Source organism: Streptomyces sp. NPDC104096, assembly GCF_055584385.1.
In genome coordinates, this window is record NZ_JBVJMD010000121.1 from 1 (window position 1) to 7,403 (window position 7,403).

7 protein-coding genes and 3 pseudogenes are annotated in these 7,403 nt (G+C 67.3%); 5 read left to right on the plus strand and 5 right to left on the minus strand.

Translation table 11 applies throughout. The features are described 5' to 3' along the window. Positions 1-486, minus strand: a 486-nt coding sequence (locus ACZ60B_RS42210) for a transposase family protein (RefSeq protein WP_469397217.1), incomplete at its 3' end; no start/stop codon positions are given. Between the two features lie 343 nt (positions 487-829). On the opposite strand from ACZ60B_RS42210, the gene ACZ60B_RS42215 reads away from it, so the two are divergent. The 3 genes and pseudogenes from ACZ60B_RS42215 (at position 830) to ACZ60B_RS42225 (ending at position 2,366) form a co-directional block, all read left to right on the plus strand. After that, positions 830-1,063, plus strand: a complete 234-nt coding sequence (locus ACZ60B_RS42215) for a hypothetical protein (RefSeq protein ID WP_469397220.1) — start codon at positions 830-832, stop codon at positions 1,061-1,063. A 103-nt stretch (positions 1,064-1,166) separates the two neighbouring features. Beyond that, a pseudogene (locus ACZ60B_RS42220) lies at positions 1,167-1,577 on the plus strand (IS481 family transposase); the annotation flags it as partial. A gap of 297 nt (positions 1,578-1,874) precedes the next feature. Beyond that, positions 1,875-2,366, plus strand: coding sequence for a cupin domain-containing protein (locus ACZ60B_RS42225; protein WP_469397224.1), 492 nt, complete (start codon positions 1,875-1,877; stop codon positions 2,364-2,366). Between the two features lie 310 nt (positions 2,367-2,676). On the opposite strand, the gene ACZ60B_RS42230 is transcribed toward ACZ60B_RS42225, so the two are convergent. Beyond that, positions 2,677-3,003, minus strand: coding sequence for a hypothetical protein (locus ACZ60B_RS42230; protein WP_469397226.1), 327 nt, complete (start codon positions 3,001-3,003; stop codon positions 2,677-2,679). Between the two features lie 127 nt (positions 3,004-3,130). Further along, positions 3,131-3,396 (minus strand): annotated as a pseudogene (locus ACZ60B_RS42235) (DUF6959 family protein). A gap of 513 nt (positions 3,397-3,909) precedes the next feature. On the opposite strand from ACZ60B_RS42235, the gene ACZ60B_RS42240 reads away from it, so the two are divergent. Continuing rightward, positions 3,910-5,589 carry an IS1182 family transposase gene (locus tag ACZ60B_RS42240; protein ID WP_469397228.1) on the plus strand — a complete coding sequence of 560 codons (1,680 nt, stop codon included), beginning with the start codon at positions 3,910-3,912 and terminating at the stop codon, positions 5,587-5,589. A 28-nt stretch (positions 5,590-5,617) separates the two neighbouring features. Here ACZ60B_RS42240 and ACZ60B_RS42245 read toward each other — a convergent pair whose 3' ends face one another. Further along, complete coding sequence (locus tag ACZ60B_RS42245) at positions 5,618-6,289, minus strand: DUF4232 domain-containing protein (protein WP_469397230.1); 672 nt, start codon at positions 6,287-6,289, stop codon at positions 5,618-5,620. Between the two features lie 75 nt (positions 6,290-6,364). Here ACZ60B_RS42245 and ACZ60B_RS42250 point away from each other — a divergent pair, with 75 nt between their 5' ends. After that, positions 6,365-6,670 (plus strand): hypothetical protein, encoded by a 306-nt coding sequence (locus tag ACZ60B_RS42250; protein ID WP_469397233.1) that lies wholly within the window; start codon positions 6,365-6,367, stop codon positions 6,668-6,670. A 499-nt stretch (positions 6,671-7,169) separates the two neighbouring features. On the opposite strand, the pseudogene ACZ60B_RS42255 reads toward ACZ60B_RS42250, so the two are convergent. Beyond that, positions 7,170-7,403: pseudogene (locus ACZ60B_RS42255) on the minus strand (IS630 family transposase); the annotation flags it as partial.

Below are 7,403 nucleotides of genomic sequence, written 5' to 3' on the forward strand. Positions count from 1 at the left end.
GTCGACGCCGATCACGCGGGGCGTCCGCCCGGTGGGCAAGGGGATGCGCAGCAGGACGCGCAGGGCCGTGTGGCGCGACAGGTCCGCCGCGGGTATCGCCGGCAGACGCGATCCCGGCCGGCCGGCCAACTCCTTCACCACAGCCTTGACCTGCCTGGTCAGACGGGCCGTGCGTCGCTGGTAACGCTCCAGCACTCCGGGCATCTGCTCGCGGAAGGTCTGCCGGCAGCCGCGGGTGGGACACACCGAGCGTCGCACTTTCACGTGGAGCACCACCCGTCGTCCATCGACCGGGACGTCGGCCACCCTCCGCACCTGATAGCTGTGCACCCGAGCGGACGACGCGGCGCAGACCGGGCAGGCCGCAGCGTCCTGCGGGGTCCGTGCCTGCACCACGATCCGCTCGCCCTCGTCGGTCACATCATCGATGACCAGCGGCGCGAGACCCAAAAACACCATCTGCACAAGCTCGTTGACATCCTTCATGCGAGCATCAACGACTCTCGTGACTGCCCGTCACCACCGAATGTGGGACAGGGCCGTTAACTTTACGGACCCAGAGCCCTCAGCCGTCACAAAGCAGTGCCACAACCGGAGCGCTCCCTTCTCGCGGGTCGAGCGGGGGCCGTTCGCATGTCCGCCTTGAGAACGGGATCGCGAGGTGGCCACGCGCAGCACCGCCCCCCAGGGCCTGTCTGACGGGTCGCGTCACCGACCCCGCGCCCGACGGCTATGTCACTCGAATGGCCCAACGTGACGTGCCACCCACATGGGCGAACATCAAGCTGATTAGTGCCCCAAACAAGGCAATCCGTGAAAGGGGAACCGAATGCGCATTCGACGCATCCTCGCCGCTGGCATCGCCACGGCAGCCCTCGCCGGACTCGGCCTCACAGGCGCCGCCACCGCCGCCACCCTCACCCCGAGTCAGGGCGGCGGCGCCGCCCTCACCCCGGGTGAGTGCATCGACGGCGGCGGAAAGGTCGATTGGACCCCCAACCCGGCCAACCCCCTCACCGGGACCTGCCGGGGCGGCACGGGCGACGGGAAGCCAGTCGACTGAGCCCCACCAGGCGCTAGGAACGCCCCGCAGCCACGCGCTGCGGGGCGCTCCCGCGCGAGCGTAGCCGGGAGAGTCGCAGGGACCGTGTCATCTGTCGTGCCAGGCCCTGTCCGGCACCACGGCGACCTTGCGGATCGACGTGAATCGGCTGCACGTCCTCATCGCAGACGCACGGCACAGGACACTGCCCTCGAAGCTGTCCGGCCGGGACCTCAAAGCCCTGCCGGCGGGCGGAGGCGCCCGTCCCGCCGGACCATGGGCAGACAGCCCCGGCCCAGCCGAGAGCGCGAAGGTGGTGGAGGTGGACCGCACCGTGGATGCGGTCGGCTACGTCGGCCCGGGCGGCGACAAGGTCCTGATCGGCCGGCCGTTCGCCGGACAGCGGGTCACCTTGCGGCTGGACGGCAAAGTCCTTCAGGTTCTGGACGAGCAGCGTGTTCTGCGAGCCGCCCTGCCCAGCCCCCTGCCGCCCTCGGCCTGCGGGCGCCTGCAAGGGGGCCGTCCGGCCGGCCCGCTCCGCCCGCGCTGCGCGGGCCCCGGTCAGAACAGAGCCTCCGGCGGGGGATCGGCCGGCACCGGGATGGAGGGGGCGCCGTTCCCGGCTGCGGGTCCGTAGTGGCGTGCGTGGGGGGTCCACAGAGCGATCTTCAGAAAAAGAAGGTTTGCTGAAGGGAGCGCGCGGCTTCCGGCGGATCGGCTACGCGGTCCAGCGCGTGGTCGATTCGATCGGGGTCAGCTCAGTGGGTGCTGCATGGCGCCCGCCCAGGCCCCTCCCGTGCGGTACTTAACGCCGGCCCGAAAGGAAGTCGCCATGTCCTACCCGGGACCCCGCTATTTCGGCGAAAGGGGCCAGGTCAGCGCGATGTTCCTACCTGCATCCTCGCAACCCGGAACCGGTTCCGGCGACTTCGGGATCAGCTACGTGGCCAAGCAGGAGAACACCAACGGCGAGTTCGGCCTGTACAAGATCGACATGGGGCCGAAGGCCATGGGCGCCACGGAACACTTTCACCGTACGATCTCCGAGTCCTTCTACTTCCTGTCCGGCGAGGTCCGGCTCTACAACGGCGAACGCTGGGTCACAGGAGGCGAGGGAGACTTCCTCCACGTACCGGCCGGCGGGCTGCATGCCTTCCACAACGACAGTGACGACCCGGTGTCGCTGCTGCTGCTCTTCACACCGGGAGCTCCCAGGGAGGAGTACTTCGAGAAGGTGGCGGAGTACTCACAGCGCAGCCGCGAAGAGCTGAAAGCCTTCCGGATCAGGCACGACCAGTACAACACCGACATGCTCGACGACTAGGCTGCACCGAGTGCTGGGGTCCCTGCGCCACGCCCGGGACTGCCCTGAAGCGGCCCGTCAGTCCCCGACCGAGACCAACAGACGTGCACCTGGTGACACCAACGGCTGACGCCAACACAGACGGACGCAGCCGGACGAGAGCGGCCTCCAGCGGTCGGTGGACCGTCGTCGGGCTAGGAGTTCCCCAGTCCCACGGGGGCTGTGAGCGACCTGATAAGGATGAGGACAGACTGCAAAGTCTCATCACCGTACGGGCGCCGTATCCCTGTCCGCGCCGGTTGCCATCGAGTGACCGTGAGTCCCCGCCTCTCTAGTCGTCGGCGTAGGCCCACTCACTGATCGCCCAGGACGTAGTCGCACTCGTGCGGTGGGCAACGAAGCCGGGTGGCATCGTGACCAGCTCGGCCAGTGACGGGTCCAGGGCCAAGACGTGGTGCAGGTGCTGGACCGTCGACGCGCCGTCTACGTTCGGGTCGTGCAAATCGTCACAGACCAACCAGTCGTCTTCCTCATCGTGGATCACGGTCAGCGCGGGAAACTGCGCCTCTGAAACAGTTCGCTGGACGATCGCCAGCAGTCCCTCGGGGAAGGCCCCGCCCTGGTATGGCCAGCTCAGCTCTGGCTGCATAGATCCCATGCGCGCGATTCTGCGTACAGCAGCGAAGTACAGCAACCACAGCAACCGATCTCGCGCGGCGGCGCCCGCCTACGGCCGTAGTCCAACCGGTTTGACCCCTGCCATCCGCCCCGCACAGAGCTACGGATCAGAGGGGCCGGGAGATCCCGTGGGCTTCGAGCGCTTCGATGTAGCGCACGAGCTTGGCGCCCAGATCGGCCTGGAGGAGGCTCGCCACGTGTCGGGCCTCCTCCACGTCGCCGACGGCGCACAGCTCGACGAGCTCGGCCACGTCCACCTGGAGGGCGCTGAGGGTGTCCCCTGGATCAGGACTCCGGGGAAGTTGCGCCCCGGGAGGCGCACCACGGCGTCGTTGCCGCCATCGGTGAACAGCTCAGCCTCTACTCGCTCCATCGGAGCCCGCGTCTCGGTTTCCGTCTCATTCAGCGCCGTTCACGAGGGTTCACGGCGGGACCGGAGCCAGTACCGGCTGTGCCGCTGACCCGGCGCGAACGCAGGTGAACAGCGTCGTACACAGCCCTCTGCGGCATCAACAGACTCGGGAAGCGTGTGGGTCGACGGCGGACGGGATGGGAGCTGGGCAAAGTGCCAGGGCGTGACGCTGTCGGGGATCTTGGAAATTCGGAGTTCAAGGGGCATGGCCGGCAGACGGATCCCGTCTTCCCGAGCAGAGCTGTTTCCGCTGCTCAACTGGGTATGCGTGGCCTCTGCGAAGTCCAAGATCACGCCTCCTGTAACGGTTTCGCGAAACGCCAGAACTGCGCCCTGTGGTGCTGAAGTGACGGGTGGTGCGTTCGTCAACCTCCGCCGAGGTGTAGCCCTTGCGGTGTCAGTTCGAGTGAACTGCGCTCTGAGTTGTGGGTGCTGCCGCGACGGTGAGTCTCCGTCCCACCGGAGGAGACCGAGTTGTGCATTCAGCCCCGTTCCGGCTCGGAGGTGCCGGAGCTGACCGTGAAGGTCGCCCGCGCCAGCAATCCCCACGGCACCACCGCCATGACCGTACGTGACCATCTCGATGGTCTTTGGCGGGACGAGGACTTCGTCGAGTGGTACCCGCGGGACGGTAAGCCGGGGCTCTCTCCGGCGCAGATGGCGACCGTGTCGGTTCTCCAGTTCCTCCTGGAACTCTCCGACCGCCAGGCCGCCGAGGCCGTCCGCTGCCGGATCGACTTCAAATACGCCTTGGGCATGGAACTGGACGACCCCAGCTTCCACCACAGCGTCCTGACGGACTTCCGCGAGCGCCTGGCCGAGAGCGGCAGGGCGGACAGGCTCCTTGACCTCGTCCTTCAACGGATCAAAGCCGCCGGACTGGTCAGGGAACGAGGACGGCAGCGGACCGACTCCACCCACATCCTGAGCGCCGTCCGGGACCTGACACGCCTTGAGATGGTCACCGAGGCCGCGCGGGCCGCCCTGGAGGAAATCGCACGTCAGGCACCACAGGAACTGGTCGGGCTGGTCACGGACGAATGGGGCGAACGCTACGGACGGGCTGCCAGGCTCGGCCGGACCCCGACCCGGCCGAAGACTCGCATCAAGAACACCGGGGACGACGTCTACCTCTTGCTGCGCTACGTCCGCATCTACCTACGTGCTCTGTGGCAGGGACCGCAGGTCCAGGCACTGCGGCAGATCTTTCTCCAGAACTACTGCGTCGACGAGCGAGCCCGAGTCCAGTGGCGTGAACCCGACGAGACCGGACTACCGCCCTCAGTCACCGCGATCGTCTCGCCCTACGACCTGACCGCCCGCTACTCCCGCCGGAACGACACCCGCTGGAAGGGGTTCCTGGCCCACGTCACGGAGACCTGCGACGACGAAACCGTGAACATCATCACGGACGTGACCACCACCCCCGCCACGCTCTACGACATCAGGGCCCTGCCCGACATCCACGACCGGCTGGCCCAACGAGACCTCCTGCCCGACGAGCACCTGGTCGACGGCGGCTACACCTCGATCGTCCAGCAGGACCAATCCATCCGCGAGCACGGGATAACGCTGGTGGGACCAGTCCGCAAGAAGCGCACCCGCCAGTCACGCAAGGGCAACGTGTTCGACCGCGACACCTTCACCATCGACTGGGAACGACAGCAGGTCGTCTGCCCGCAGGGCAAGCTGAGCCGGGAGTGGTCGACGCCGCTGTCGATCGCCCCCTATACCCGGGTCAGGTTCGCCAAGGAGGACTGCGGCCAGTGCCCGGTCAGGTCCAGTTGCACCCGCGGCGACCGGCGACAGCTGAACTTCCTGCCTCAGCAGCTCTACGAACGGCAGGCTGCCGCGCGAGCCGCACAGCAGACCACTCCCTGGAAGGCGAACTACGCTATGCGCGCCGGCATCGAGAGCACCGTCAACGAGTTCGTCAACGGCCACGGCATGCGACAAGCCCGCTACCGCAGCCAGACCAAGACCAACATCCAGCACGTCCTCACCGCCATCGCCGTCAACATCGAACGCGTCAACGCGGAACTCACGACACCCGCGGCTGAACGCCGGCCTCGAACACCCACCGCCCTCCAGAGCTTCTTGGACTGGCAGCGCATCCCACGGCCGACCGCATGGCGCACCGCGGGGAAACCCTGACCCCAAAATCCCCGACAGCGTCACCTACTCAGACAATGCGCGGGACGGCCTCGGAGGCGTTGATGGTCCAGTTGGTGACGATGGGCTTGTCGACGGTGGCCGTGTCGGGAAGCTTGAGCTCGGCGGGGTCGGGGTCCTCTTCGGTGGTGGCGATGATGACGTTCTCGAACTCCTTGCCGGAGTCGTCATTGGTGGTCTTGGGGCTGATGCCGGTGTAGGCGGCGGTGGAACCCGTGAGCTTGATGGGGTCCTCGCCGCCCTGCCCGACAGGGGAGGCGACACCGTCGGTGCCGGACCCGAAGGACACTGCAGGGGTGTTGGTGTCCAGGTAGCAGGTGATGCCGGACTTGGCTTTGGCGGTGACGAGGTAGTAACCGCCGGCCTGGGACTCCGAGGTGACCGTGAAGTCCAGGTCGTTGGTGCCGCAGGACTGTCCGTAGCCGTCCTTCGTGGCGTCGTCGGTGCTGGCGGCCGTGGCGGAGGAGCCCGAGTCGCTGGAACCGGAGCCGGAACTGGAGCTGGAGCCGGAGCTGGAGCTGGAGCCACCCGTGGTGGCGCTGCTGGCGGAGGAGGCGGGGGCCGCGGAGTCTGCGGCGCCGTTGCCTTCGGGGTCGCAGGCGGTAGTGGTGGCGGCGAGGGCCGTCACGGCGACTGCGGCCAGGACGAGACGGGCGGAACGGGCGGCCAGACGCGAACGCATCTTGATCTCCAGTGGCTGTGGTGTTTCCTGCTGACACCGATGACACTAAGGCCGAGTCGATCTTGGAATGATCCTGTGAGTGTTCTGATTCTGTCTCAGCAACTTCGGTTCCAGACAACGGCGTTGGATCGCGAGTTGCATGATTTCTGCTGCTGGTGTGCCAGTTCCTCGTCGGGGCCCGAGGCTGGAACCGCTGCTGGCCTTGACGAGGTCATCGACGAACGCGGCGACCTGCCGGGCGACGACACGCGGATCCGGCCCGGCCGGGACTGCGATCTCGTCGGCGAGGTGGCCGTGGAGGACGACTGGGCGCCAGATCCGGGAGGCGTCCCGGTCAAGCATCATCAGGAACCACGACCGCCTCTGCCTGGTCAACGCTGATGGTGGGAGGCCAGCCGGGCCGGGGCTCGTCGACCAGGCCATCCTGCGACTCCGCCATGAACCGCCGCCGCACTTGCGGACGGTGTCGGCGGTACATCCGGGCCCGCGCACGCCGGCACGATCCGCGCGCAGGACAAGCGCCTGGGCCGACGACGCCCGCCGAGTCCACTGCTCCATCACGCAGCCGGCACGGGGGCGAACGCACATCTCGGGTCCTCCGGGGTCGCGGGGCCCCAACCGTCCCACCCGCGCAGATCACCGAGCCCGTGGTTTCCGGCGCAGCCACCACGAACGGGTGAACGCCCTCGACACCCCAGTCACAGGGGCACCAGCAGGCACGAACGAAGCGTTCGCCCAACGGTCACAAGCACACCGCTACGGCCATTTGGACGTCGCCGACCCACCGGGCGAAGCCCTGATCAGGGAAAGCCGATCGCCCCGTCATCAGTCGATCACGCTGGACAGCTCCGTTTTCCAAGATCCCCGACAGCGTCACGCCCTAGTGTTCTGAGTCGGGAATTCTGTTCAGATAGCTGGCGAGGCGTTCGAGGATCTCGTCCGTGGTCTTCGTCCAGACATAGGGCTTCGGGTCGGTGTTCCAGGCCGCGATCCAGCTGCGGATGTCCTCCTCCAGGGCTTGGACGGACCTGTGGACGCCTCGCCGTATCTGCTTGTTGGTCAGTTCGGCGAACCAGCGCTCGACGAGGTTCAGCCAGGACGAGCCGGTCGGCGT

What these genes read in the sequence shown, in the direction of transcription:
- ACZ60B_RS42215 (WP_469397220.1), top strand. Translation starts at nt 830, where the DNA reads ATGCGCATTCGACGCATCCTCGCCGCTGGCATCGCCACGGCAGCCCTC.
- ACZ60B_RS42225 (WP_469397224.1), top strand. Translation starts at nt 1,875, where the DNA reads ATGTCCTACCCGGGACCCCGCTATTTCGGCGAAAGGGGCCAGGTCAGC.
- ACZ60B_RS42230 (WP_469397226.1), bottom strand. Translation starts at nt 3,003, where the DNA reads ATGGGATCTATGCAGCCAGAGCTGAGCTGGCCATACCAGGGCGGGGCC.
- ACZ60B_RS42245 (WP_469397230.1), bottom strand. Translation starts at nt 6,289, where the DNA reads ATGCGTTCGCGTCTGGCCGCCCGTTCCGCCCGTCTCGTCCTGGCCGCA.